The sequence below is a fragment of the Streptomyces sp. NPDC054770 genome (assembly GCF_053611985.1).
The window spans coordinates 37,832-61,106 of the sequence record NZ_JBSHBL010000048.1; the positions used below are offsets into that span (position 1 = coordinate 37,832).

Genomic DNA, 23,275 nt, shown 5'->3' on the forward strand with positions numbered 1-23,275 from the left:
GCGCCATCCCGGACCCGCGGCCGACGGATCATGAGTCCTTCGAGGATCTTGGCGACCCTTGTCGGTCTGTTCCCGTCCTTGCGTCCCAACTGCGTCCCGACACCGCCCTGGTGAGGCGATCCCTCCGAAGGAACTGCACTCCCACGAGTTCGACCTCAGTACGCCGGCGAAGTCGTGGATGAATCGGCCTCTTCTTGGCCGAGGTTCCAACTGCCCAGGAAGTCGAGGGCTTCCGCGGCGTGAGTTCCGGCGGGTGCGGTGAACGTCATGATCGCCAGCCGGTGATCCGAGGGGAGGTCGAGCTGCTCGTAGTTGAGTTCGATCTCGCCGACGAGCGGGTGTCTGAGGCGTTTCACGCCGCTGGGGTGCAGCTGGACGTCATGGGTCGCCCAGCGGACGCGGAACGCTTCGGCGCGCGTGGCGAGTTCACCGATCAGCCCGGTCAGCTCACGATCGTGGGGGTTGCGTGCCGCTGAGGATCGCAGCGCCGCAACGATGTCCGAGGCGGCACTTTCCCAGTCGGCGAAGAACTCTCTCGCCGCCGGGTCCAAGAACGTGAACCGGGCGAGGTTGGCCGGTCGGGAGCCGTTGGCGAACATCGCGGCGAAGAGCCCGTAGCCGATGCGGTTGGCGCCGAGGATCTCCAGACGATCGTTGCCGACGAGACCGGCGGCGCCGGTAAAGGCGGCGAGCAGCTGTTGAACGACTGGCCGTACTCTTCGGGACTGGTCGCCGTGGCCGTGGTGAACAGCGGGATTCCCGGCTCGTGCGAGGTCGAAGAGGTGCGCATGCTCGGCGTCGTCAAGCCGCAGGGCGCGAGCGAGGGCCTCGATGACGCCGTCGGAGGCGTTGATCATGTCGCGGCGCCCGGCGCGATCACGGGCCGCTCAGACGCACAGCGACGCCGGGCATGCCGCACACCGCACCAATATATAAAAGATCTTGTATATTGGTACCACATGCTCTATGCATAGAGGGAGGGATTCATGAGTCGTACCGTCATCGACCTCGACGACGAGGCACTGGAAGAAGCGGCCAAGGAGCTCGGTACCACCACCAAGCGCGACACCGTCAACACCGCCCTGCGGGAAGTCACGGCCCGCTACCGGCGTCTGCGCGCGCTCGAAGAAGCCCGCGCCCTGACGGCCGAGGGCGCACTGGACATTGACCTCCTCCTGGACAAGAGCAAGTACCGGCCCACGAGCAGGACAGACGACGTCCGCGACGGTGGAGTGGATGAGTGACCGTCGCCGACTACCTCATTGACACCTCCGCCCTCGCCCGCGTCCTGCTTCGCCAGAACACAGCCGCATGGGACGACAGGATCGGCGCCGGCCTGGTCGCGATCTGCGACATCACCGAACTCGAGGTCCTGTACTCGGCCCGTTCGGCCGCAGACCGTACGCGTTTGAAGGCGGCGCTCGACGTCCACTACGCCTGGTGCCCCATGCCGGACGGCGTCTACCGCCGCTCCCGCATCGTCCAGGAACAACTGACCGCAAAGGGGGAGCACCGCAGCGCGGGCCCCGTCGATCTCCTTGTGGCCGCCGCCGCCGAGGAGGCGGGGCTCACACTGCTCCACTGCGACCGCGACTTCGAGACCATCGCCCGCACGACAGGGCAGGCGGTCCGCATGATCGACCTCAGGCAGTAGAACTCCACGAAAGCAGAGCGGAAGCCCGAGCCCCTCACCGGGATGACGGTGTTCCCAGCATCATGACGCCGGCCTCCGGCACCGAGCGCATACCGCGTCCGCTCCGCCCAACCCGCACGTTCAGGCGAAGTTGACGCTCCGACAGCACAAAATGAACGTTTCCACAGGCCAGCGACCTGCACTGGTGGGGCGGGTGGGACTCGAACCCACGGCCGACGGATTATGAGTCCGCTGCTCTAACCGGCTGAGCTACCGCCCCATAGCGGCGTGTCGCGTACATGTGTGCGCGCCGTCTGCCGCAGCATAGCCGCTCATACGATCTCCTGCTTCGGCTGGTCGGCTTCTGCGGACGTTCACGACCTTGAGGACATCGGTGCAGGCCCGGCGGTTCCCGCGGACATGAAAAAGGACCCCACCAGGGGTCCTCGTTCAGCATGCTCCCCCGACTGGACTCGAACCAGTAACCTGCCGGTTAACAGCCGGCTGCTCTGCCAATTGAGCTACGGAGGACCGAGCTCCCCCGACTGGACTCGAACCAGTAACCTGCCGGTTAACAGCCGGCTGCTCTGCCAATTGAGCTACGGAGGAATGCCTCGTTGCATCGAACGTACCTACCTGGGTATTCGCCAGGGGGCGGACGCTCGCTGCGACACATACATTAGCGCAAGCAGGGGGGTGCTCCGCCAATCGGTACTCCCCCACACCGGAAGGGTCGCCGTCATGCGCTACAAGCTCACGTTCGTCGTCGGGCTCGCTCTGGGTTACGTGCTCGGCACGCGTGCCGGACGCGAGCGCTACGAGCAGCTGAAGAAGTCCGCCCGCCAGGTCGCCCAGAACCCGGCCGTCCGCAACACCGCCGAGACCGCCGCCCAGCAGGGCCGCGTCTACGCCGGCAAGGCCTTCCACTCGGTGAGCGAGAAGGTCGGCGACCGCATGCCCGACTCGGTGGCGGCCCGGGTCCGCTCCCTGCGCGAGCGCAGCCAGACCGACGGGGCGGACGACTGGGGCACCAGCAACACGTAGGTCCACTTTTCAACACGCCCGGCTGCAACCCCCTGGGGGCGCGGGGCCGTGTCCGATATGCGGCTCCGCCGCGTGGGCGCGAACGGCCCCCACGCGCCCGCACCCGAAACCCGGCCCTCACCCCAACGGCGCCCATCGGCCGAACCACAGCGGAGCGTGCGGCAGAATTTCGGGCATGGGGATAGTCGCCGGGTTGGACAGCTCACCGGATTTCACTCGCATCGTGGTCTGCGACACGGACACGGGCGCGGTGCTCCGCCAGGGATACGCACCGCACCCGGTCGACACGCCGGACGGCGCGGCGCGCCCCAGTGACGTCGACCCGCAGGCCTGGCTGCTCTCGCTCGGCGAGGCAGCCGGCGGCGGGCTCCTGGAGGGCGTGCAGGCCATCGGCGTGTCCGCGCAGCAGAACGCGCTGATCCCGCTGGACGCCCAGGGCAACACCGTGCGCCCCGCGATGGTCGGCGGCGACAAGCGCTCCCAGGTCGCGGCCGCCGATCTCATCGACGCGCTGGGCGGCCGGGAGGCCTGGGCGCAGGCGGTGGGGTGCGTGCCGCAGGCCGCACAGCCCGTCACCAAGCTGCGCTGGCTGGCGAAGACCGAGCCGGAGAACGCCCGGCGGACCGCCGTACTGCTCCAGGCCCACGACTGGCTGGTGTGGCAGCTGCTCGGGCGGCCGGTCAGGAGGACCACCGACCGGGGCGGGGCGTCCGGGACCGGGTACTGGTCCGCCGCCACCGGCGGCTACCGGCCCGACCTCGTCGAACTCGCCCTGGGGCACCAGACGATGCTGCCCGAGGTGATCGGGCCCTCCGACGCGGCCGGCACCACCCCGGAGGGGCTGCTGATCTCCGCGGGGACCGGCGAGACCATGGCCGCCGCCTTCGGGCTGGGGCTCGGGTTCGGGGACGCCGTGGTGTCGCTCGGCGCGTCGGGGTCGGTCATGGCCGTGCACACGGAGGCGCTCGCCGACACCTCCGGGATCATCACCTCGCTCGCCGACGCCACCGGCATGCACCTGCCGGTCGTCACCACGCTCAACGCGGTACGGGCCCTGCGCGGCACCGCCGAGCTGCTCGGGCTGTCCGACCTGGAGGCCCTCTCCGACCTGGCGATGAAGTCGACGCCGGGCTCGCACGGGCTGGTCATGCTGCCGTACCTGGAGGGCGAGCGGACACCGAACCTGCCGCACACCGCCGGGACGCTGGCCGGGCTGCGCCGGGAGTCGATGCGGGCCGAGCACCTGGCGCGGGCGTCCTTCGAGGGCATGCTGTGCGGGCTCGCCGACGCGCTGGACGTGCTGCGCGGCCGGGGTGTCGAGGTGCGCCGGATCTTCCTGCTGGGGCAGGCCGCCGAGCTGCCGGCCGTACAGGCGGCGGCGCCGATGCTGTTCGGCGCGCAGGTCGTCGTACCGCAGCCGGCGGACTACGCGGCGATCGGGGCGGCGCGGCAGGCCGCCTGGGCGCTCGGGGTCTCGCAGGCGACCCTGGACCCGCGTACCCCGCCCGTCTGGCAGGGCGCGGCCGCGCAGGTGCTGGAGCCCGGTGACGAGCTGGCGGTCGGGCAGGCGGTGCGGCAGCAGTACATCTCGGTGCGGGAGCAGACCCATCCGGGGGCGTTCCGGTCCTGAACGGCGCAAAACGCACACCCGTGTACCCCCGCGTGCGTCCGCTGTCGGGTTAATCGGTTGAGGTAACGCGGGTGGAGTGTCGGACGATAGGGGCCTAGGGCAAGCGACACCGCCCGTTCGGGCAAGCGAACCCGCCCCCACCGCCGACTCCGAGAGACGTAGCGTGCTCATACGACTTCTGCGGACCTATCTCAGGCCCTACAAGAAACCCATCTCCATCCTGGTGCTGCTGCAGTTCCTGCAGACCTGCGCCACTCTCTACCTGCCCACGCTCAACGCACACATCATCGACAACGGCGTCGTGAAGGGTGACACGGATTACATCCTGTCCTTCGGCGCCCTGATGATCGGCATCTCGCTCGCACAGGTCGTGTGCAACATCGGTGCGGTGTACTACGGCGCCCGGACCGCGTCGGCGCTCGGCCGGGACGTCCGGGCAGCCGTCTTCGACCGGGTGCAGTCCTTCTCCGCACGTGAGGTGGGTCACTTCGGGGCGCCCTCACTCATCACCCGTACGACGAACGACGTACAGCAGGTCCAGATGCTGGTCCTGATGGCGTTCACGCTGATGGCGTCGGCGCCCATCATGTGTGTCGGCGGCATCGTGCTCGCCCTCGGTCTGGACGTTCCGCTGTCCGGGGTACTGGTGGCGGTCGTCCCCGTCCTCGGCATCTCGGTGGCGCTGATCGTGCGCCGGCTGCGGCCGCTGTTCCGGGCCATGCAGGTGCGGCTCGACACGGTGAACCGGGTGCTGCGCGAGCAGATCACCGGCAACCGGGTGATCCGCGCGTTCGTGCGCGACGACTACGAGCAGGGCCGGTTCGGGAAGGCCAACAGGGACCTGACCGACATGCAGCTGGCCACCGGCAACATGCTCGCGCTGATGTTCCCGATCGTCATGACGACGGTGAACATGTCCTCGATCGCGGTCGTGTGGTTCGGTGCCCACCGGATCGAGAGCGGCCAGATGGCGATCGGCGATCTGACCGCCTTCCTCGCCTACCTCATGCAGATCGTGATGTCCGTGATGATGGCCACCTTCATGTTCATGATGGTGCCGCGCGCGGAGGTCTGCGCCGAGCGCATCGAGGAGGTCCTGGACACCGAGTCCAGCGTCGTCCCGCCGCTCGCGCCGGTGACCGAGCTGCGCCGGCACGGTCATCTGGAGATCCGGGGCGCGGGCTTCTGCTATCCGGGTGCCGAGGAGCCGGTGCTCAGGGCCGTCGACGTGGTGGCCCGGCCCGGCGAGGTGACCGCCGTGATCGGCTCCACCGGCAGCGGCAAGTCCACCCTGCTCGGCCTGGTGGCCCGCCTCTTCGACGCCACGGACGGCCACGTCCTCGTCGACGGCGAGGACGTGGCCGGGCTCGACCCGAAGCTGCTCGCCAGGACGGTCGGCCTGGTCCCGCAGAAGCCGTACCTGTTCGCCGGCACCGTGGCGACCAACCTTCGGTACGGCAACCCGGACGCCACCGACGAGGAGCTGTGGCACGCGCTGGAGGTGGCGCAGGCCAAGGGCTTCGTGGCGAAGCTGGAGGGCGGGCTGAACGCGCCCATCGCCCAGGGCGGTACGAACGTCTCCGGCGGCCAGCGGCAGCGGCTCGCCATCGCCCGTACGCTCGTGCAGCGTCCGGAGATCTATCTCTTCGACGACTCCTTCTCCGCCCTCGACTACGCGACCGACGCGGCCCTGCGTGCCGCGCTCGCCCAGGAGACGGCCGAGGCGACCGTCGTCATCGTCGCCCAGCGGGTGGCGACCATCAGAGACGCCGACCGGATCGTCGTCCTCGACGAGGGACGTGTCGTCGGCACCGGCCGCCACCACGAACTCATGGCCGACAACGAGACCTACCGGGAGATCGTGCTCTCCCAGCTGACGGAAGCGGAGGCTGCCTGATGGCCGGGCCCATGGGACGCATGATGGCTGGGGGCGGTCCCGACGCGCGCTCGATGGACTTCAAGAACTCGGGCAAACGGCTCCTCGCCCGGTTCAAACCCGAGCGGCTCACGATCTGCCTGCTGCTGATCTGCCTGGTCGCGAGCGTCACCCTGAACGTGATCGGCCCCAAGATCCTCGGCAAGGCCACCGACCTGGTCTTCGCCGGCGTCATCGGCAAGCAGATGCCCGCCGGGACCACCAAGGACCAGGTGCTGGCAGGCATGCGCGAGCGCGGCCAGGGCACCGTCGCCGACATGCTGAGGAGCACCGACTTCACGCCGGGCAAGGGCATCGACTTCGACCAGGTCGGCCACGTCCTGCTCTTCGCGCTCTGTACGTACCTCGTCGCCGGCCTCCTGATGGCGGTGGCGACCCGGATGGTCAACCGGACCGTCAACCGCACGATGTACCGGATGCGCGAGGACGTCCAGGCGAAGCTGTCCCGGCTCCCGCTCTCCTACTTCGACAAGCGGCAGCGCGGCGAGGTCCTCTCCCGCGCCACCAACGACATCGACAACATCGGCCAGACCCTCCAGCAGTCGATGGGCCAGCTCATCAACTCGCTGCTCACCATCGTCGGCGTGCTCGCGGTGATGTTCTGGGTGTCCTGGCTGCTGGCGCTGGTGGCCCTGGCCACCGTGCCGCTGTCGTTCCTGATCGCCACCCGCATCGGCAAGCGCTCGCAGCCGCACTTCGTGCAGCAGTGGCGGACCACCGGCAAGCTGAACGCCCACGTCGAGGAGATGTACACCGGGCACAACCTGGTGAAGGTGTTCGGCCGGCAGGAGGAGTCGGCGCAGCAGTTCGCCGAGCAGAACGAGGCGCTGTACGAGGCCGGGTTCAAGGCGCAGTTCAACAGCGGTGTGATGCAGCCGCTGATGATGTTCGTGTCGAACCTGAACTACGTGCTGGTGGCGGTCGTCGGCGGTCTGCGGGTCGCGTCGGGCGCGCTCTCCATCGGTGACGTCCAGGCCTTCATCCAGTACTCCCGGCAGTTCTCGATGCCGCTGACCCAGGTCGCCTCGATGGCCAACCTGGTGCAGTCCGGCGTCGCCTCCGCCGAGCGGATCTTCGAACTCCTCGACGCGGAGGAGCAGACGGCCGACCCGGTCCCGGGCGAGCGTCCCGCCGAACTGCGCGGCCGGGTCGCCCTGGAGCACGTCTCCTTCCGGTACGACCCGGAGAAGCCGCTCATCGAGGACCTGTCCCTCACCGTGGAACCGGGCCACACGGTCGCGATCGTCGGCCCGACGGGCGCCGGCAAGACCACGCTGGTGAACCTCCTCATGCGGTTCTACGAGGTCTCCGGCGGCCGGATCACCCTCGACGGCGTCGACATCACCCACATGTCCCGGGACGAACTCCGCGCCGGGATCGGCATGGTGCTCCAGGACACCTGGCTGTTCGGCGGCTCCATCGCGGAGAACATCGCGTACGGCGCCTCGCGCGAGGTCACCCGGGGCGAGATCGAGGAGGCGGCGCGGGCGGCCCACGCGGACCGGTTCGTCCGTACCCTGCCCGACGGCTACGACACGGTCATCGACGACGAGGGCACGGGCGTCAGCGCCGGTGAGAAGCAGCTCATCACCATCGCGCGGGCGTTCCTGTCCGACCCGACGATCCTGGTCCTCGACGAGGCGACGTCGTCGGTCGACACCCGTACCGAGGTGCTGATCCAGAAGGCGATGGCCAAACTGGCGGACGGCCGGACGTCGTTCGTGATCGCCCACCGGTTGTCGACGATCCGGGACGCGGACACCATCCTGGTGATGGAGAACGGCTCGATCGTCGAACAGGGCGCGCACGCCGAGCTGTTGGCGGCGGACGGGGCGTACGCCCGGCTGTACAAGGCGCAGTTCGCACAGGCGGTGGCCGAGGTGGACTGATCGGGTGCGGCACGCTGTGGGCGCGGGCGGGGGGTTTCACTTGCCCGCGCTTGCGGGGTGCCGCCCGCGGACAACGTGCCCCGTAAGGGGCGCGGGGAACTGCGCGAGCAACCCCCACGCACCCGCACCCGGCAATCAGTCCAGATAACCCCTCAGCTGATCCGCAAAAGCATGGTCCCGCAGCTTGTTGAGCGTCTTCGACTCGATCTGCCGGATCCGCTCCCGCGTCACGCCGAAGATCCGCCCTATCTCCTCCAGCGTCCGAGGCCGCCCGTCGGCCAGGCCGTACCGCAGCTGGACGACCTTCCGCTCCCGCTCCCCGAGCGTGGACAGCACCGCCTCCAGGTGCTCCCGCAGCAGCAGGAACGCCGCCGACTCGACCGGGCTCGCCGCGTCGCCGTCCTCGATGAGGTCGCCGAGGGCGACGTCGTCCTCCTCGCCGACCGGCGCATGCAGCGACACCGGCTCCTGCGCCAGCCTCAGCACCTCGCCCACCCGCTCCGGCGGCAGATCCAGATGCGCGGCGACCTCGTCGGACGTCGGCTCGTAGCCCCGCTCCTGGAGCATCCGGCGCTGGACCCGGACCACCCGGTTGATCAGCTCCACCACGTGCACGGGGACCCGGATGGTGCGGGCCTGGTCGGCCAGGGCCCGGGACATGGCCTGGCGGATCCACCAGGTCGCGTACGTCGAGAACTTGTAGCCGCGGGCGTAGTCGAACTTCTCGACGGCGCGGATCAGGCCGAGGTTGCCCTCCTGCACCAGGTCGAGCATGGTCAGGCCGCGGCCGACGTACCGTTTCGCGACCGACACCACCAGCCGCAGGTTCGCCTCGATGAGGCGGCGCTTGGCCATCCGGCCCATGACGACCAGCCGGTCCAGGTCGAGCGCCAGCTCGCTGTCGAGGTCGGGGGTGCTGCCGAGCTTCTCCTCGGCGAACAGGCCGGCCTCGACCCGGCGGGCGAGTTCGACCTCCTCCGCGGCGGTGAGCAGCGGGATACGGCCGATCTCGCGCAGGTACTGGCGGAACAGGTCCGAGGAGGGCCCGCCGGTGTCGGCGCGGGCGGCGACGGGCGGCTCGGCGGGCTCGGTCTCGGGCTCCGGGTCGGGGGCGTCGGCCGCCAGCTCCTCCGGCGGCGGGCCCTCCGGCTCGGTCTCGGGGTGCAGCGTGGCCCGGCTCTGCGGCGGTACACCGGCCCGGCCGCCGCTGTCGGCTTCCGGCTCGTCCGTGAGCGTGCTGCTGCCGTCTGTCTGGGTCAGGGTCTGGGTCTGCACGGGGGCGACCTCCAGGATGATCGCTGCCAGGGGGTACGGCAGCGGTACTTCGGGGGCGGAGACGACGGCCTCGCCGCTGTCCGTCCCGTACGCGATGAGTGGAACGGCGGGGGTGTGGGACCCGTCGGTGACGGGCCGGCCGCGCTCCGAGGACTCAGGCACCGCCCCCAGTGTGGGGTAAGACACATCGCCGCCACGAGGGGCGTGCGGTGACTTTTTGCGTCCGGTCCGTGACCGCGTGCTCAGAGAGCGGTGGCGCCGTGTGCCCGCAGTGCTTGGTCGTACTGCTGGAGAACCCACAACTCGTTCTGCACGGCGGCGAATTCGGCGGGGTCACCGTGCTGGTCGAGGCGGGTCAGGGTGACGTGGATCTCGGCGACACGCCGCTCGACGGCACGACGGCGAACTGTGACGAGCTGGGCCCCTGCGTAGGGCTCGTCGACGTTCTTGCGTCTGATGGGCTCGACGGCGAGTTCGGTGACCATCGACTTCACGGAGTCGTCCGGAGCGGTGTCGAGGACCTGGTGCAGGAACTCCTGGGGCTCCTGCAGGCCGTACTCCACGCCGCCTGCGTCGAGGATGGCCTGGCACACGGCGGCGTAGGGGGCGGCGGTGAACTCGTCGACGCCGAACGCGTCGAAGACCGGTGCCACCAACTCCGGACGCTGGAGGGCCAGTTTGAGCAACTCGCGTTCGGTGATGTAGACGGGGTTGCGGAGGGTGAGGGAGGGGCCGGAGACGGCCGGGCGCGGGGCGGCCTCCTCGTAGCCTCCGGCGCGGAACCGTGCCGCCTGCCCGGAACGCTGGCGCCCGCCATTGCGTCGGCTCGTATGGCCGACCCGCTCCACGACGTACTCCTCGTCGCGGATGCCGACCAGTCCCGCCAGCTGCACCGCGACCTCACGCCGCTGCGTGAATTCCTTGATCTTCGACACCACCGGCACTGCTTCGTCCAGCGCAGCCGCCCGCCCGCCCGGCGTGTCCAGGTCATAGCGCTCGACCATCTGGCGCAGCGCGAACTCGAAGAGCGGCATCCTCGGTTCCGTCAGGTCGGCGACCGCCTCGTCGCCCTTGGCCAGCCGCAGCTCGCAGGGGTCCATGCCGTCGGGGGCGATGGCGATGTACGTCTCGGCGGCGAACTTCTGGTCGTCCTCGAAGGCGCGCAGGGCCGCCTTCTGGCCGGCCGCGTCACCGTCGAAGGTGAAGATCACGCGGGCGCTGCCGTTGTCCATCAGCAGCCGCCGCAGGATCTTGATGTGCTCGCCGCCGAACGCCGTACCGCAGGTGGCGATCGCGGTCGTCACCCCGGCCAGGTGGCAGGCCATGACGTCGGTATAGCCCTCGACCACGACCGCGCGGCTGGCCTTCGCGATGCTCTGCTTGGCGAGGTCGATGCCGTACAGGACCTGGGACTTCTTGTAGATCGCGGTGTCGGGCGTGTTGAGGTACTTGGGCCCGTTGTCGGCCTCGTAGAGCTTGCGGGCGCCGAAGCCGACGACCTCGCCGCCGATGTCCCGGATCGGCCACATGAGCCTGCCCCGGAAGCGGTCGATGGGCCCGCGCCTGCCCTCCTGCGACAGCCCCGACAGCAGAAGCTCCTTGTCGGTGAAGCCCTGCCCGCGCAGATAGCGGGTGAGGTGGTCCCAGCCCTGGGGGCTGTAGCCGACGCCGAAGTGGACGGCGGCGGCCTGGTCGAAGCCGCGCTCGGCGAGGAAGAGCCGGCCGGTCTCGGCCTCGGGGCTGGTGGCGAGCTGCTCCGCGTACCAGACGGCGGCGATCTTGTGCGCCTCGACCAGCCGGATCCGCTCCCCGCGCTGGTGGGACGGGTTGTACCCGCCCTCCTCGTAGCGCAGGGTGATGCCGGCCCGGGCGGCCAGCCGCTCGACCGCCTCCGAGAACGAGAGGTGGTCCACCTTCATCACGAAGGTGAGGGTGTCGCCGCCCTCCTGGCAGCCGAAGCAGTGGAAGAGTCCCTTGCTCGGGCTGACCTGGAAGGACGGCGACTTCTCGTCGTGGAACGGGCACAGTCCCTTGAGGTTCCCGCCGCCCGCGTTGCGCAGCTGGAGGTACTCGGACACAACGGCGTCGATCGGGACCGCGTCCCGTACCGCCTTCACATCCTCGTCATTGATCCGTCCAGCCACGGATGAATTCTACGGTCACTCAAGCGCCCCAAAGGGGCGCGAGGCTGTGCCCGACATGCGGCTCCGCCGCGCGGGCGCGAGCAACCACGCACCACCCGCACCCGCGACACGACGGATCCCGGCAGCCTCCTAGGCGAGCGATTCCAACGGCACATGAGGATCCGCCAAGGCCTCGGTGTCCACCACGCCCCCCGAAGTGATCAGCTTCTGGATCGGCTCTGTGACATCCCACACGTTCACGTTCATCCCGGCCAGCACCCGCCCCTCCTTCACCCAGAACGCGATGAACTCCCGCTTCCCCACGTCCCCCCGGATCACCACCTGGTCGTACGACCCCGGCGGCGCCCACCCGCTGTACTCCATGCCCAGGTCGTACTGGTCGGTGAAGAAGTAGGGCACCCGGTCGTACGTGACGTCCTGCCCCAGCATCGAGCGGGCCGCCGCCGGCCCGCCGTTCAGCGCGTTGGCCCAGTGCTCCACGCGGAGCCTGGTGTCGAACAGCGCGTGCGGGAAGGCGGCCACGTCGCCGGCCGCGTAGATGTCGGGGTCGGACGTCCGCAGCCGTTCGTCGACCGCGATGCCCCCGCCGAACGCCCGGTCGGCGAGCTCCAGCCCGGCCGCCTCGGCCAGCCCGACCCGCGGCGCCGCGCCGATCGCCGCGAGGACGTCGTGCGCCGGGTGCTCCTCGCCGTCGTCGGTGCGCGCGGCGAGCACCATGCCGTCCTGGCCGACGATCTCGGTGAGCCGCACCCCGAAGTGGAACCGGACCCCGTGCTCCTTGTGCAGCTGGGCGAAGACGTTGCCCAGTTCGGGCCCGAGCACGCTGTGCAGCGGGGTCTGCCCGTGCTCGATGACGGTGACCTCGGCGCCGTAGGTCCGGGCCGCCGCCGCGACCTCCAGGCCGATCCAGCCGGCACCCGCGATGACGAGGTGCCCGTTGTCCCGGCCGAGGGCGGCGAGGACGCCCTTGAGGCGCTCGGCGTGCGCGAGGCGGCGCAGGTGGTGGACGCCGGCCAGGTCGGTGCCGGGGATGTCGAGGCGGCGGGGCTCGGCTCCGGTGGCGAGCAGCAGCTTGTCGTAGCGCACCAGCGTGCCGTCGTCGCCGAACCGGACGGTCTTGGCGGCACGGTCGATGTGGTCCACGGTCTGGCCGAGGTGCAGTTCGATGTCGTGCTGCGCGTACCAGGCGGGCTCGTGCACGAAGACGCTGTCGCGTTCCGCCTTGCCGAGCAGGTATCCCTTGGAGAGCGGCGGCCGCTCGTACGGGTGGTCGCGCTCGTCGCAGATCAGTATCACCCGGCCGCTGAAGCCCTCGGCTCGGAGCGTCTCGGCCGCCTTCGCGCCGGCGAGTCCGCCTCCGACGATGACGAATGTCTGGTCCGCGTCGACCACTTGATGCCTCCTCGTAAGGGTGCCGCCACATATGCCGCCCACATGCGCCGCACTGTGAGCCTCCCGCACGCAGCGTGATGCGGGAAGAGGGAGTGACCCCCGCTGACGCGATCTTGCCCCGATCAGGCCACAGGGAGTCGCAGAGAGTCACAAACTGTTCACATACGTCCCGTCAACCGCGCATGCAGCGACCGCGCGGAGGCGTCGGTGAGCGAAGCGATCTGATCGACGATCACGCGCTTGCGGGCGTGGTCGTCACCGGCCTCGTCGAACAGCGCCCGGAACTGCGGGTCGAGTCCGTCGGGCGCGCGGGCGGTGAGCGCCTCGGCGAGTTCGGCGACGACGACCCGCTGGTCGGCGCGGAGCCGCTCCTGTTCGGCGCGCTGCATGACGTAACGGTGGGCGATGGCCTTGAGTACCGCGCACTCCATTCTGGCCTCGCGCGGTACGACGAGTTCGGCGCCGTACCGGGTGAGGCGGCCGCCTCCGTACGCCTCGCGGGTGGCGCCCTCGGCGGCCAGGCAGAACCGGCCGATGAGCTGGCTGGTGGCGTCCTTGAGGCGGGCCTGGGCGACCGCGCTGCCGTCGTAGCCGTGCGGCCACCACTCCTCGTCCTGGAGCCGGTCGAGGGCGGCGGCGAGTTCCGCGGGGTCGGTGCCGGCGGGCACGTACAGGCCGACGGCGACGGCGAACACCTCCTGCCGTTCCGGCTCCGCGCGCAGGCAGTCGGGGTCGATGTGACCGGCGTGCAGGCCGTCCTCGACGTCGTGCACGGAGTAGGCGACGTCGTCCGACCAGTCCATGACCTGGGCCTCGAAGCAGGTGCGGGTGCCGGGGGCCTCCTTGCGGACCCAGTCGAAGACCGGCCGGTCGTCCTCGTACACCCCGAACTTGGGGGACGCCGGGTCGGTGGGGTGCGCGCCACGCGGCCACGGGTACTTGGTGGCGGCGTCCAGGGCGGCGCGGGTGAGGTTGAGGCCGACGGAGCCCTCGGGGGTGAACCGCTTGGGCTCGATGCGGGTGAGGAGCCGCAGGGACTGGGCGTTGCCCTCGAAACCTCCGCAGTCGTCCGCGAACTCGTTCAGCGCGTGCTCGCCGTTGTGGCCGAAGGGCGGGTGGCCGAGGTCGTGGGAGAGGCAGGCGGCCTCCACGAGGTCGGGGTCGCAGCCGAGGGCGGCGCCCAGCTCCCGGCCGACCTGGGCGCATTCGAGGGAGTGGGTGAGGCGGGTGCGGGGGCTGGCGTCCCATGCCTGGGCGGAGGTACCGGGGGTGACGACCTGGGTCTTGCCGGCGAGCCTTCTGAGGGCGGCGGAGTGGAGGATGCGGGCGCGGTCACGCTGGAAGGCGGTGCGGCCGGGGCGTTTGTCGGGTTCGGGGGCCCAGCGGTCGACTGACGTCGGGTCATAGGCCGAAGAGGGTGCGGGGACTGCCATGGTTCGACAGTACGGGTTCGTGGTGACAAAACGGGGGTTGTGGGGTGCCTACTCGTCTGCCGGGTCGGGGTGCGTTTGCGGCTGCTGACGCGTTGTGGTTGATCGCGCCCAAGCGGCGGTAGCCACAGATCAAACACAGCCCCGCGCCCCTTTCAGGTCGGCGCAGTGGACCCACCTTCTTGGGGGCGCGGGGAACTGCGCGACAAGCCCCCCAGGCACCCGCAGCGGTCCACGCGCCCCTAGGCGGCCGCAGTCACCGGCGTTCCCAGTGCCCGTTCGTAGCGGTGGAGGATCAGCCCGGCCATCGCGTCGTGGGCTCCCAGGGGGGCCGACGCGATCCCCGGGGCCTGTGCCGCGCACTCCGTCGCGAAGCGGCCCGGGGCCGTGAAGCAGGAGGCGACGGCGATGCGGTGGCGGCCCTTCGCACGCAGGGCGGTGATCGCCTCCGGAACCGTCGGAGTCGCCGCCGAGGCGTAGCCGGGGACGACCGGGACGCCCAGGCGGGCGGCCAGGAGCGAGGCCATGCTGCGGGTGTCGGCCGCCGCGTCGGGGTCGCGGGAGCCGGCCGCCGCCAGGACCACGGCGCTCGCCGGGCGGGGGCGCCAGCCCGCCTCCAGCAGGCGGGCGTGCAGGGTGTCGGCCAGCAGGGGGTGCGGGCCCAGCGGGGCGGCGATGCGCGTCCGGGCGCCGGCGGCGGCCGCCAGCTCCGGGATGTCCCGCTTGACGTGGTAGCCGCGGCCGAGCAGGAGCGGGACGAGGACGGCCTCGGTGTCCCCGAGGGCGGCGAGGGTGTCCGGGAGCAGCGGCTCGTTCAGCTCGATGTGACCGAGGCGCACGGACAGGCCGGGGCGCAGGGCACGCACCCGGTCCATGAGCGCCCGTACGGTGCTGAGCGCGCGCGGGTCGCGGCTGCCGTGGGCCACCAGGACCAGGGCGGGCGGGCCGGGGCGCGGGGGGAGGTCGGTCACCGTCATGCGAGGATCCTCGCCGGACGAGGTTGCACGCCCGTTGCCTGACCGTCACGAGTCTTTTCCGGCGCTTCACGGTACGGACCCGCACGTTGTGAGCGAACCGGAACGTCCCGCGCTGCGTCCTCCATGGGCGAGGCCCGCAGGGGGGAACAAGGGGGGAACAAGCGTATGAAGATCCGCCGTCCGAGGCTGCCGCGGACCCGCACCGGCCGGCGGCGCCTGGTGCAGGGCGTGATGGCCGGCTGTGTGCTGGCACTGCTGCCGGCCACCTGGCTGTACGTCTCGACGGCCGACCGGCTGCGCACGCTGGCGGACGTGCCGCGCTCCGACGTCGCGGTCGTCTTCGGCGCGGGCCTGTGGGACGGCGAGCCGTCGCCGTACCTCGCGAACCGCCTGAACGCGGCGGCCACCCTCTACCAGGAGGGCCGGATCAAGGTGGTCCTCGTCACCGGCGACAACAGCCGGAAGGACTACGACGAGCCGGACGCCATGCGCGCCTACCTGACCCGGCACGGCGTCCCCGGCGGACGCATCGTCAGCGACTACGCCGGCTTCGACACCTGGGACTCCTGCGTCCGCGCGAAGAAGATCTTCGGGGTGGACCGGGCCGTTCTGATCAGCCAGGGGTTCCACATCCGGCGGGCGGTGGCGCTGTGCGAGGCGGCGGGGGTGACGTCGTACGGGGTCGGGGTCGACGCCAAGCACGACGCGACCTGGTACTACGGGGGGACGCGGGAGGTCTTCGCGGCGGGGAAGGCGGCCCTCGACGTGCTCTTCGAGCCGAACCCCCAGTTCCTGGGGAAGAAGGAACCAGGGGTGGCCAGAGCCCTGGCCGCGGCTGCGCACTAGGGACGCGGCGCCGGCGTCCTCACCGGGTGGCCGCCGCCACCGTGCCCGCCGTGCGTTCCGCGGCGAGCCGCAGCAGTGCCCGGCGGTCGGGCACCCCGGGCCGGTCGGCGGCGCGGCCCAGGTGTTCGAGGTCGCCGTCGGGGGTCCAGCGGCCGAGGTCGCGGGTGCGGAACATGACGCGGTCCGCGCCGAGGAACGGGTCGGGAGCGTACCGCTCGGCGTTCAGGGCGTCGTCGCCGAGGTAGCCGGCCGAGACGCAGTCGCCGCCCGCCCACACCTCGCCGGTCTCGCCGATGGGCAGCGGACGGCGGTCGGCGCCGAGGACGTACACCGTGTTGTTGGGGGTGGGGCGGCCGGTGGCGGCCCGTCCGGCGACCGGGGCGTGCCGGCCCATGGTGGTGACGAGGGTCGCCTCGGCCGGTCCGCGGCAGTGGAAGAAGGCGGCCCGGCGCGACCAGCGGTCGGCGAGCGGGCGCGGGCAGGGTTCCCCGGCGACGGCGACCGTACGGACGCGCGGGCAGTCGGCGGGGTCGATGCCGGACAGCACGGCCGGGGTGGCGATCAGGACGGTCGCGGTGCGGACCGCGGCGTCGGTGTCCTGGCCGCGGATGGCCAGGGTGGCGCCGTGGGCGAGGCAGCCGAGGATCTCCCAGACGGCCAACCCGGAGGCGATGGGGAGGAGTTGGGCGACCCGGTCGCCGGGGCGGACGGCGAACCCGCCGGGTTCGGTGAGCAGCAGGTTGGCGAGGTTGCGGTGGGTGAGCCGCACGCCGTGGCGGCGGCCGGCGGGGCCGGGGACGAAGAGGACGCAGCAGCTGTCGTCGGGGTGCGGCGGCAGCAGCGGCACGGGGCCGGGACCGTACGGCGCCGGGTCGTCGAGAGCGATCAGCCGGTGGCCGGCGGGGAGGGGGACGCGCGGGGCGTGTTCCTTCTGGGTGAGGACCACCCGGGTGCGGGCGGTGCGGATGACGTGGGCGAGCTGGGCCGGGGGTGTGCGGCCGATGTCCTGCGGGACGTAGGCGGCGCCCGCCTTGAGCACGGCCAGCAGGCCGACCAGCGTCGGGATGGAGCGGCGGGCGAACAGGCCGACGTGGTCGCCGGGGCGGACGCCCTCGCGGACCAGGCGGGCGGCGAGGGCACCGGCGTAGCGGTCGAGTTCGCCGTAGGTGAGGGTCGCGCCGTGGTGTTCGGCGGCGACGGCGTGCGGGTGGGCGATCGCGTGCCGTTCGACGGCGCGGTGGACGAGCGGTTCGTGGACGGGTACGTCGGCGCCGCGGCCGTACTGCCGGAAGAGGTGCTGGTCGCGGGGGGTGAGGTGACGCAGAGGCATGGCTCGGAGACCTCCTGGCTGACTCTCTCGCGTGGGGGGAGGCCGAGTCCGGGTGCGGCGGGGGCCCGGTCAGGGCGGGGTGTCGAGCGCCGTGCGGGGGCTTGCGGGGTCCTGCGGGTCCTGCGGGCTGCGGTGGCAGACGACGACTGTAGTCGGGGCCCTTGAAGTCTCAACGGGGCGGGACCGGCCAACCGGGGGTGGGGAACGAGCCATGTGCGGGGTTCCGGGCCGCGGGGGCCGCAGGGGCCGCGGCGGACCGGCCGTACGGGGGCGGAGGCGGGCCGACGTGGGCGGACGTGCGCCGAGGCGGGCCGGGGCGGGGGCGCGTGCCGGTCCGGGGCGGGGCTCGTACCGGACCGGTTCCGGCACCTTTCAGCCCCGCGCGGGCCCTGCACCGGCGGGCACCGGACCGGTATCGGTTCTCACGATGGCTGGGATACCGCGGGGAGTTGGCCGTTTCGGCCGCGCAACGCGAGTCCGTCACGGGCCGTAACACACCGGCCGCACGCTGGGCGATGTGGAGACCGCCTCGGCGCCCACCCACACCCGTACCGCGCCCCGCGGTGCGGGATGGCTCTGTCGCCCCTGCCCATGGGGGGCGTCGAGGTCTCCCCGCCTCCCGGCCCCCGCCCCCTGCCCCCCGGTCCCCCGTCCCGCCCCGTCGGTCAGCGGTGGGAGAGCCAGTCGCCGCCGTCGATGCGGTGGCCGCCGGCGCGCAGTCTCCCGGTCACCACGGGACCGGCGACGTACACCCAGGCCCGCACCGCGGCCCCGTCCCGCAGCCGTACGACGTCCCGTTCGACGCGTACGTACAGGCTCGCCGGGTCCTGAGGCACGCACTCCTCCAGCTCGTCCAGTTCCAGGAGGAGCCGGTCGTACGACTCGGGGCGCGCGGTGACGAGTTCGCCGCGTACCGCCACCGGCCCGGGCTCCTCGACGGCGTAGGGATAGCCGGGTCCGTCGTAGAGCACCGCGCCGTCGAGGCGGCCTGGTTCCTCGGTCTCCGTCCGCCCCCGCAGGAACGCGTCGTGGTTGATCTCGCCGGGGCGGAGCGTGCCGTAGACGAAGAACGGGAGGTGGCGGGGGTTGCGGGTGGTCACAGGAAGGATTCTGCACCCCCTCCACCTCCACACACATCTCCATGGAGGCGCTATGGACATGACTTGTCATGGCCTCTTAAATCTCAGTCGTCATCAGCGCCACCCCCACGCCTTCGAGGCGCATCTCCAAGGAGACCGATGAGCCGGACCCGGAACACCCGAGTTTCCCGTCTCGCCACGGCCGGCGTCGCCGCCACCACCGCGACCCTGCTGGCCGCCGCGCTCTCCCCGGCCGCCCACGCCGACGCCAGACCGACCCGGGCCACCGCGATCGCGAACGCGGCGCAGGCACTCGTGCAGCACGCCGCCGCCCTGGGCCTCACGGCCACCGAGGGCACCTCGGTCCGTGACGTGATCGTGGACAAGAACGGTACCCAGCACGTCCGCTACGACCGTACGTACCGCGAACTCCCCGTCCTGGGCGGCGACTTCGTCGTCCACCTCAAGTCGGACGGCGCGTACCGCGGCGCCGACCGGGCGACCCGCGCCAGGATATCCCTCGGCTCGATCGCCCCGAGCGTCTCCGCGCCGAAGGCCGCCGATCTCGCGGTGAACGCGCTGCGGGCGGCCAACCTCGGCGACGCGCTGAAGCAGGTGCAGGCCAAGCCGCAGCTGGTCGTGGACGCCCTGCACGGCACCCCGAAGCTGGCCTGGCGCACCAACGCCGTCGGCAAGGACTCGCTCGGCAACCCGGTCGCCCGCACGGTGCTGACGGACGCCCGCACCGGCGCCCAGATCGACGCCTGGGACAGCATCGAGACGGCGACGGGCGACGGCAAGTCCCTGTACAGCGGCACGGTCCCGCTGGAGACGACCCTCTCCGGGTCGTCGTACAACCTCACGGACCCCACCCGCGGCAACACGTTCACCGGGGACGCGGCCAACAAGACCGACCTGTGCATCTTCGGCATCTGCATCAGCCGGGCGCCCAACACGGTGTTCACGGACGCCGACAACCACTGGGGCACGGGGGCGACGGCCGACCGCTCCTCGGCGGCCGTCGACGCCCAGTACGGCACCAACGAGACCTGGGACTACTACAAGAACGTCCACGGCCGCAACGGCATCGCCGGCGACGGCAAGGGCTCGTACAACCGCGTCCACTACGGCAACAGCTACAACAACGCCTTCTGGGACGACAGTTGCTTCTGCATGACGTACGGCGACGGTGACGGGACGACCTTCGGCCCGCTGGTCGCGCTCGACGTGGCCGGCCACGAGATGACCCACGGGGTCACCTCCAAGACGGCCGCGCTGACGTACACGGGCGAGTCCGGCGGCCTGAACGAGGCGACCTCCGACATCCTCGGCACGCTGGTGGAGTGGTACGCCAACAACCCCTCCGACCCGGGCGACTACCTGATCGGCGAGAAGATCGTCCGGTCCGGCTTCGGCAAGACGGCGCTGCGGTACATGGACCAGCCGTCGAAGGACGGGAGTTCGGCGGACTACTGGAGTTCGTCGGTGGGCAATCTGGACGTCCACTACTCCTCCGGTGTCGCGAACCACTTCGCCTACCTGCTCGCGGAGGGCAGCGGCGCGAAGACCATCAACGGGGTGAGCTACAACTCCCCGACGTACAACGGCTCGACGGTCACCGGCATCGGCCGCGACAAGCTGGGCGCGATCTGGTACCGCGCGCTGACGGTCTACATGACGTCCTCGACGAACTACGCGGGCGCCCGGACGGCGACCCTCAACGCGGCGAAGGACCTGTACGGCAACGGCAGCACGGAGTACAACGCGGTGGCCGCGGCGTGGAGCGCGGTGAACGTGAACTGAGGCACGGCACACAGAGGTGAGGCGGCCGCCCCGGCACCCGGCATCCCGGCATCCCGGCGCCCCGGTGAACGAACCGGGGCGGCCGTCGCATACACCCCAGACAACGGGGAATAGCCCAATTCAAGGAAATGCGGAACTCGGGAATACCGAGCACTTCCTGAGTGGATCCCATGGCGATGATGTGCAGCTTCGGTGACGGTATACGGAATTCCCGAACTCCTTTGTCCTGGCGACCACTTGCGACAATTCCCCGAGTGGACTAACTAGATAAATCATGAACTTGTTCAGCCGCCCCCACACGTCCCGCCGCACCCCCACGATCCCCCCACGCCCGACCGCCACCCCCACCTCCCCCACCTCGGCCCCCGTCCTCCTCGACCCCGCCCTCGCCGCCCTCACCGGCGAGTGGATCATCGACCCGGCCCACAGCAGAATCGGCTTCTCGGTCCGGCACGCGATGGTGACGACGGTCCGCGGGGCCTTCGCCGAGTACAAGAGCCGCCTGTACTTCGACGGCCGTGACCCGTCCCGCTCGCAGGCGGAGATCATCCTGTCCACGGGCAGCGTCGACACGGGCGTGGAACAGCGGGACGCCCATCTGATCGGCCGCGACTTCCTCGACTCCGCGACCTATCCGCGGATGCGTTTCCAGAGCACGGCGGTACGCCTGAAAGCGCCGGACGTCTACGTCATGACCGGCGACCTCGCCATCAAGAACACGACGCGCCCGGTGGACCTGGAACTCACCTACATAGGCAACGTCACGGACCCCTTCGGCTACGAACGCGTCGGCTTCGACGGCACCACCACCATCAACCGCATGGACTGGGGCCTGTCCTACAACTCCCGCCTGGCGGAGGGCGGGGCGATGGTGAGCGAGACGGTACGGCTGCAGTTCGACATCGCGGCGATCCGGATGATGCCGGAGGGCACGCAGAGGATGCCGTAGCGCCGGGGACGCGGTCCGGACGTCCGGCTCACGCGTCTTCGGCCATCACCCGCGAAGCGCCCCCTGCACTCGCAGCCGGCCCACCCTCAGGAATACCCCTCGCCGAACGGTCAGGGCGTTGCGACCGCCCCAGGTCCGCTTCCGCCGCGGGCGGCATCCGCCGCGCGTCCCGGCGATCCGCCGACGTGGCCGACGGCACCGGCCGGCGCACCGCCGCCGCAGGCGCCGGCAGGACTGCTGCGCGGACCCCGCCCCTGGCCGGGGGGTCACCCGTTCGTTCCCCCCGGCGCCCGCCGTTCGTGTGTTCTTCATACCGGTGCCCGTGCGACCCCCTTGACCTGCCCGAACTCCTCGTCAACGGGGTTCCCGGACCCCCGTCGTGACACCCGTTCATCCCAAAACTGACGGTTCCTCAGGGAGCGCGGCCGGGCGGTTGGCTTTTACCTCGGTAGAGCAAGGGAGTGGACGACCTCGACGAGGGAGCACCATGCGACGCAGCGCCCGCCTGCTGACCGGGACCGCGCTGGCCGTGGCCACGGCCGGACTCGCCGTCGCGCCGGCGTACGGCGGCGGCACCGGCGGCCTCGACGTGTACCCGTCCACCGCGACGGCGGGCAGTCAGGTCACCGTGAACACGGCGGCGTGCGGCGAGAAGGGAACGGCGGTCGGGGACGCCAGTTCGGTCGGCGCCGGCCAGTTCACCCTTGCGCCCAGTACGCACGAGGGCGAGGCGATCGGGCAGTTCCAGGTGCCGCCGAGCGCGCAACCGGGGACGTACGAGATCGTCGCGAAGTGCGCCGAGGGGACCCGGCAGGTGACCGGGGACCTGGTGGTGGCGCTGACGCCGGCCGCGGGGCAGGTGCAGCCCCACGGCAGTGTGAGGACGGGGGTCGGAGGCGCTCTTGGCTCCGACCCCGCACAGACCGCGGCGGGCGTGGCGGCTCTTGCCGTCGCCGCCGCGGGCGGTACCTGGCTCCTGCATCGCCGGGCGAGAGGCGATGTGATCTGACGGACACCCTCCGCTGTCCGTCCGCCGGTACCGCAATCCCACCCCCTCCGGGTCCGACGCCCCTCGCGGCCCGGAGGGGGTAGGGGGTCACGTTCGTCAGAGGCTCTCACCACCTCTGGCACCTCACCCCCTCGTTAGAAGCTCTAACCCCAGGAGGAGGGGTTCACATGCGCAAGATCGGGGACACCGCGATAGCCGCTGTGACCGTCATGGCCCTCGGCTCCGGCGTATGGCTGCTCGGCCCCGGCATCGGACCGCACAGCGCGCCGCCCCAGCCGTCCGCCGCCGAGGGCCGCCCCGACCCCGGCGAGGAACGTCTCGAAGCCCCCGCGCTGCCCCCGTCCCCGCCCACCCGCATCCGCATCCCGGCCATCCGTGTGAACGCCCCCCTCATGGGCCTCGCCCTCACCCCCGCCGGCAGCCTCGACGTACCGCCCGCCGGTGAGAAGAACCTCGCCGGCTGGTACGAGGCGGGCACCACCCCGGGCGAGACCGGCACCGCGATCGTCGCCGGGCATGTCGACAACACCGAGGGCCCCGCCGTCTTCTACGACCTCGGCGCGCTCAGACGCGGCACGACCATCGAGGTGGACCGGCGGGACGGAAGCGTCGCCGTGTTCAGCGTCGACGCGGTGGAGGTCTACCAGGCCCGCGACTTCCCCGACGAGAAGGTGTACGGTGCCGCGAAACGCCCCGAGCTCCGCGTCATCACCTGCGGTGGCGGTTACTCGCGCACGACCGGCTACCAGGGGAACGTCGTCGTCTTCGCCCATCTGACCAACAGTCGCTGAGCATCAGTCGCTGACCGGCAGTCGCGGTTGATCATCGCTGACCGATCGCGCGTTCCAGGCCTTCGAGGCGACGTACACAGCCGCGCCCCCGCCTGACTGACCCCGCCGCCCCCGCCGC

At 71.1% G+C, this 23,275-nt stretch carries 19 protein-coding genes and 3 tRNA genes; 11 read left to right on the forward strand and 11 right to left on the reverse strand.

Going from position 1 to position 23,275, the window contains the following annotated elements:
- Positions 1–155: 155 nt before the first annotated feature.
- The gene (locus ACWGKQ_RS33565; RefSeq protein ID WP_453295789.1) at positions 156–857 is read right to left on the reverse strand and encodes an MmyB family transcriptional regulator; all 702 of its coding nucleotides are present in this window, start codon (positions 855–857) and stop codon (positions 156–158) included.
- A gap of 129 nt (positions 858–986) precedes the next feature.
- Between ACWGKQ_RS33565 and ACWGKQ_RS33570 the strand changes: the two genes are divergently transcribed.
- Both ACWGKQ_RS33570 and ACWGKQ_RS33575 read left to right on the forward strand, forming a co-directional pair.
- Positions 987–1,244: a type II toxin-antitoxin system VapB family antitoxin gene (locus tag ACWGKQ_RS33570; protein WP_453295790.1), complete on the forward strand. Its 258-nt coding sequence runs from the start codon at positions 987–989 to the stop codon at positions 1,242–1,244.
- On the forward strand, positions 1,241–1,654 hold the full coding sequence (locus ACWGKQ_RS33575) for a PIN domain-containing protein (RefSeq protein WP_453295791.1): 414 nt from the start codon (positions 1,241–1,243) through the stop codon (positions 1,652–1,654). The genes ACWGKQ_RS33570 and ACWGKQ_RS33575 overlap by 4 nt, the downstream gene beginning before the upstream one ends.
- Before the next feature lie 182 nt (positions 1,655–1,836).
- On the opposite strand, the gene ACWGKQ_RS33580 is transcribed toward ACWGKQ_RS33575, so the two are convergent.
- The 3 genes from ACWGKQ_RS33580 to ACWGKQ_RS33590 form a co-directional block, all read right to left on the reverse strand.
- Positions 1,837–1,913, reverse strand: a tRNA-Ile gene (locus ACWGKQ_RS33580).
- A gap of 178 nt (positions 1,914–2,091) precedes the next feature.
- Positions 2,092–2,164, reverse strand: a tRNA-Asn gene (locus ACWGKQ_RS33585).
- 5 nt (positions 2,165–2,169) lie between these two features.
- Positions 2,170–2,242, reverse strand: a tRNA-Asn gene (locus ACWGKQ_RS33590).
- 132 nt (positions 2,243–2,374) lie between these two features.
- Here ACWGKQ_RS33590 and ACWGKQ_RS33595 point away from each other — a divergent pair.
- From ACWGKQ_RS33595 to ACWGKQ_RS33610, 4 genes are all read left to right on the forward strand, one after another.
- On the forward strand, positions 2,375–2,677 hold the full coding sequence (locus tag ACWGKQ_RS33595) for a YtxH domain-containing protein (RefSeq protein ID WP_453295792.1): 303 nt from the start codon (positions 2,375–2,377) through the stop codon (positions 2,675–2,677).
- Positions 2,678–2,852: 175 nt separating this feature from the next.
- A complete protein-coding gene (locus ACWGKQ_RS33600; protein WP_453295793.1) occupies positions 2,853–4,307 on the forward strand; it encodes an FGGY family carbohydrate kinase in 1,455 nt (484 codons plus the stop codon).
- A 163-nt stretch (positions 4,308–4,470) separates the two neighbouring features.
- Entirely contained in the window at positions 4,471–6,204 is a 1,734-nt protein-coding gene (locus tag ACWGKQ_RS33605) for an ABC transporter ATP-binding protein (protein WP_453295794.1), read from the forward strand.
- The gene (locus ACWGKQ_RS33610) at positions 6,204–8,132 is read left to right on the forward strand and encodes an ABC transporter ATP-binding protein (RefSeq protein WP_453295795.1); all 1,929 of its coding nucleotides are present in this window, start codon (positions 6,204–6,206) and stop codon (positions 8,130–8,132) included. Before ACWGKQ_RS33605 ends, ACWGKQ_RS33610 begins: the two co-directional genes overlap by 1 nt.
- Positions 8,133–8,267: 135 nt before the next feature.
- Here ACWGKQ_RS33610 and ACWGKQ_RS33615 read toward each other — a convergent pair whose 3' ends face one another.
- The 5 genes from ACWGKQ_RS33615 to ACWGKQ_RS33635 form a co-directional block, all read right to left on the reverse strand.
- Positions 8,268–9,569, reverse strand: a complete 1,302-nt coding sequence (locus ACWGKQ_RS33615; RefSeq protein WP_453295796.1) for an RNA polymerase sigma factor — start codon at positions 9,567–9,569, stop codon at positions 8,268–8,270.
- An 80-nt stretch (positions 9,570–9,649) separates the two neighbouring features.
- A complete protein-coding gene (gene dnaG / locus ACWGKQ_RS33620) occupies positions 9,650–11,551 on the reverse strand; it encodes a DNA primase (protein WP_453295797.1) in 1,902 nt (633 codons plus the stop codon).
- Between the two features lie 129 nt (positions 11,552–11,680).
- Positions 11,681–12,943 (reverse strand): NAD(P)/FAD-dependent oxidoreductase, encoded by a 1,263-nt coding sequence (locus tag ACWGKQ_RS33625; protein WP_453295798.1) that lies wholly within the window; start codon positions 12,941–12,943, stop codon positions 11,681–11,683.
- Between the two features lie 158 nt (positions 12,944–13,101).
- Positions 13,102–14,376 carry a deoxyguanosinetriphosphate triphosphohydrolase gene (locus tag ACWGKQ_RS33630; RefSeq protein WP_453295799.1) on the reverse strand — a complete coding sequence of 425 codons (1,275 nt, stop codon included), beginning with the start codon at positions 14,374–14,376 and terminating at the stop codon, positions 13,102–13,104.
- A gap of 239 nt (positions 14,377–14,615) precedes the next feature.
- On the reverse strand, positions 14,616–15,350 hold the full coding sequence (locus tag ACWGKQ_RS33635) for a sirohydrochlorin chelatase (protein ID WP_453295800.1): 735 nt from the start codon (positions 15,348–15,350) through the stop codon (positions 14,616–14,618).
- A gap of 165 nt (positions 15,351–15,515) precedes the next feature.
- On the opposite strand from ACWGKQ_RS33635, the gene ACWGKQ_RS33640 reads away from it, so the two are divergent.
- Complete coding sequence (locus ACWGKQ_RS33640) at positions 15,516–16,196, forward strand: SanA/YdcF family protein (RefSeq protein WP_453295801.1); 681 nt, start codon at positions 15,516–15,518, stop codon at positions 16,194–16,196.
- Between the two features lie 19 nt (positions 16,197–16,215).
- On the opposite strand, the gene ACWGKQ_RS33645 is transcribed toward ACWGKQ_RS33640, so the two are convergent.
- Together ACWGKQ_RS33645 and ACWGKQ_RS33650 are read right to left on the reverse strand one after the other, a co-directional pair.
- The gene (locus ACWGKQ_RS33645) at positions 16,216–17,526 is read right to left on the reverse strand and encodes an AMP-binding protein (RefSeq protein WP_453295802.1); all 1,311 of its coding nucleotides are present in this window, start codon (positions 17,524–17,526) and stop codon (positions 16,216–16,218) included.
- A gap of 665 nt (positions 17,527–18,191) precedes the next feature.
- Entirely contained in the window at positions 18,192–18,626 is a 435-nt protein-coding gene (locus ACWGKQ_RS33650; RefSeq protein WP_453295803.1) for a gamma-glutamylcyclotransferase family protein, read from the reverse strand.
- A 138-nt stretch (positions 18,627–18,764) separates the two neighbouring features.
- Here ACWGKQ_RS33650 and ACWGKQ_RS33655 point away from each other — a divergent pair, with 138 nt between their 5' ends.
- From ACWGKQ_RS33655 to ACWGKQ_RS33670, 4 genes are all read left to right on the forward strand, one after another.
- Positions 18,765–20,408 (forward strand): M4 family metallopeptidase, encoded by a 1,644-nt coding sequence (locus tag ACWGKQ_RS33655; RefSeq protein WP_453295804.1) that lies wholly within the window; start codon positions 18,765–18,767, stop codon positions 20,406–20,408.
- 274 nt (positions 20,409–20,682) lie between these two features.
- Positions 20,683–21,357, forward strand: a complete 675-nt coding sequence (locus tag ACWGKQ_RS33660) for a YceI family protein (RefSeq protein WP_453295805.1) — start codon at positions 20,683–20,685, stop codon at positions 21,355–21,357.
- A 487-nt stretch (positions 21,358–21,844) separates the two neighbouring features.
- A complete protein-coding gene (locus ACWGKQ_RS33665) occupies positions 21,845–22,366 on the forward strand; it encodes a hypothetical protein (protein ID WP_453295806.1) in 522 nt (173 codons plus the stop codon).
- A gap of 167 nt (positions 22,367–22,533) precedes the next feature.
- The gene (locus ACWGKQ_RS33670) at positions 22,534–23,157 is read left to right on the forward strand and encodes a class F sortase (protein WP_453295807.1); all 624 of its coding nucleotides are present in this window, start codon (positions 22,534–22,536) and stop codon (positions 23,155–23,157) included.
- Positions 23,158–23,275 lie beyond the last annotated feature (118 nt).

Excerpts from the sequence above, each read along its gene's own strand:
- ACWGKQ_RS33565 (WP_453295789.1), bottom strand. The coding sequence starts at position 857 with ATGATCAACGCCTCCGACGGCGTCATCGAGGCCCTCGCTCGCGCCCTG.
- ACWGKQ_RS33570 (WP_453295790.1), top strand. The coding sequence starts at position 987 with ATGAGTCGTACCGTCATCGACCTCGACGACGAGGCACTGGAAGAAGCG.
- ACWGKQ_RS33595 (WP_453295792.1), top strand. The coding sequence starts at position 2,375 with ATGCGCTACAAGCTCACGTTCGTCGTCGGGCTCGCTCTGGGTTACGTG.
- ACWGKQ_RS33600 (WP_453295793.1), top strand. The coding sequence starts at position 2,853 with ATGGGGATAGTCGCCGGGTTGGACAGCTCACCGGATTTCACTCGCATC.
- ACWGKQ_RS33610 (WP_453295795.1), top strand. The coding sequence starts at position 6,204 with ATGGCCGGGCCCATGGGACGCATGATGGCTGGGGGCGGTCCCGACGCG.
- ACWGKQ_RS33630 (WP_453295799.1), bottom strand. The coding sequence starts at position 14,376 with ATGGCAGTCCCCGCACCCTCTTCGGCCTATGACCCGACGTCAGTCGAC.
- ACWGKQ_RS33635 (WP_453295800.1), bottom strand. The coding sequence starts at position 15,350 with ATGACGGTGACCGACCTCCCCCCGCGCCCCGGCCCGCCCGCCCTGGTC.
- ACWGKQ_RS33640 (WP_453295801.1), top strand. The coding sequence starts at position 15,516 with ATGAAGATCCGCCGTCCGAGGCTGCCGCGGACCCGCACCGGCCGGCGG.
- ACWGKQ_RS33645 (WP_453295802.1), bottom strand. The coding sequence starts at position 17,526 with ATGCCTCTGCGTCACCTCACCCCCCGCGACCAGCACCTCTTCCGGCAG.
- ACWGKQ_RS33655 (WP_453295804.1), top strand. The coding sequence starts at position 18,765 with ATGAGCCGGACCCGGAACACCCGAGTTTCCCGTCTCGCCACGGCCGGC.
- ACWGKQ_RS33660 (WP_453295805.1), top strand. The coding sequence starts at position 20,683 with ATGAACTTGTTCAGCCGCCCCCACACGTCCCGCCGCACCCCCACGATC.
- ACWGKQ_RS33665 (WP_453295806.1), top strand. The coding sequence starts at position 21,845 with ATGCGACGCAGCGCCCGCCTGCTGACCGGGACCGCGCTGGCCGTGGCC.
- ACWGKQ_RS33670 (WP_453295807.1), top strand. The coding sequence starts at position 22,534 with ATGCGCAAGATCGGGGACACCGCGATAGCCGCTGTGACCGTCATGGCC.